We start from the raw sequence: 2,017 nt of genomic DNA, 5'->3' as shown, positions 1-2,017 counted from the left end.
TTTACCACCATCAATGGCTCGGGCACTAACCAGTTTACTATCTCCAGTGCCAATGGCGATCAGGCTCTAACAGGTGACAGCGACATTGAAACCTATGTGTTAGGTGCTGCAATGAGCTTTACCATGGGCGTGGTGACTCAAAATGTTACGGGTAGTAGTGGCGATGATACGGTTAATGTGACCGGATTTACCGCCACAGGTGTGCTTTCAGGTGGTACGGGTACTGATACCCTACAAGCAGATACGGGCGCAAACATCAGTGGTGCCACGTTGAGCAGCTTTGAATCACTGACTTTGAGTGACAATGCTTCTGTGACAATGACCGAAGCGCAGCATGACAGCTTCTCAACAATCACAGCAGCGGCAACCGAGTCCATTACAATCAGTGATGTAAGTGATGGTTTAACGGGTAACAGTGTTATAGAGAGTTATGTACTTTCTGCCGCCAATACTTTCACTCTGGGGGCTGCAGGGCAGAATCTTACGGGTAGTAGCGGTAATGATACGGTCAATGTTGGCACTTTGAGCGCCTCAGGCACACTTACAGGTGGTAGTGGTACTGATACACTGTCGGTGAGTGATGGCGGCAGTATTGCTGGTGCAACAGTCAGTGGCTTTGAAAATCTATCGGTAACCAGTAATGGCTCGGCAACGGTTACCGTGTCGCAACTATCCTCCTTCACTGGCACTATTTCGGGCAGTGGTACGGAATCGCTGACGGTATCAGGGGATGGTGATGTGACCACCGTCTCTGCCATTGAAAATTATACGTTATCTGATGACTCGACCAATTCAAGAACCGTCACTATCAGCAGTGCGGGCCACTCAGTGACAGGTACATCAACCACAGATGCTATTACGTTTGATCTTGGCTCACTCACCTATACGGGCACCATCACCGGTGACAATACGGTTGCGGATACTCTGTCACTTAGCTCAGGAGCAGATATTACGGGTGGCACTGTGACGAATGTGAGCAACCTAACGCTGGCATCAGGTGCGTCGGTGTCGATGACGGCCACTCAACATGAAACCTTTACTGGTACGATAACCGCAGCAGGCTCAGAAACCATTACAATTAGCGGTGATGGCGACATCACCACCTTAACGGGAATTGAAAGTTATAGTGTTGGCGATGATAGCACGAATACCAGAACCATCACGGTTTCCACAGGCACCACCTCGGTTACGGCAAGTTCAACAACTGATGCGATCTCATTTGCGATAGGTGGTAGCACCTATACCGGCACTTTAATTGGAGACTCGAGCGTAGCGGATAACGTACAAGTTACAGATGGCGCCGATGTCAGTGGCGGTGTCTTTACTAGCATCAGTACGCTAAATGTAGGTAGCGGTGCGACCGTTGCCATTGATGCTGCCAACCTAAGTGATTTTTCAACGGCCATCACAGGTAACGCTGGCAGTGAAACGTTAAAGTTGATGGATGGTGGTACGTTTGACTTCTCTACTACAACTGTCTCTTCAATAGAGGGGATTGCGATAGGCACAGACAATACGGCTACTATCACGTTGACGGATAACTTCAGTGCTGATGGGCAAACGGTTTCTGTGACGAATACCAGTGGCAGTGCTATCACGGCTGATTTAACCATTGATGCATCCGCATTTGTCAGCGATGTACTGCAAATTACAGCCACCGACTTGGATGGTTCAGACACCATCACAGGTGGTAGTGGGGCAGATACTATTCGTCCAGGTGCTGGCACTGATTCCATGACGGGTAATGACGGCAATGACAACTTTGCGGGTGAGGAAGCGGATTTAAATGGCGATACCATTGCTGACTTAGCGGCAGGTGACACCATCACCATTACCAACCTTACAGGAATGACCACCTCGAATGTACGCTTTAACGGCACTGGCACACTAGAGGTAGACACCAACGCCACGACGTTTGCCAGCCCAGAGGTAAGCATCACTCTAACTAACGCACCAGGTAATGACTTGGTGTTCACGGTTGCCGATTCTGGCAGTGATACCTTGATAACGTTTGAAG

Annotated in this window: 1 pseudogene; it reads left to right on the top strand. The window is 49.3% G+C overall.

Annotated features, from left to right (window positions below):
- Positions 1-2,017 (top strand): annotated as a pseudogene (locus L1070_RS20090) (hypothetical protein); the annotation flags it as partial.

It is taken from the genome of Pseudoalteromonas sp. MMG022 (assembly GCF_021654245.1).
In the GTDB taxonomy this organism is placed as follows: Bacteria; Pseudomonadota; Gammaproteobacteria; order Enterobacterales; family Alteromonadaceae; genus Pseudoalteromonas; species Pseudoalteromonas amylolytica.
Note: the sequence above shows the minus strand (reverse complement) of the source record. Positions and strands in the feature narration are given on the sequence as shown.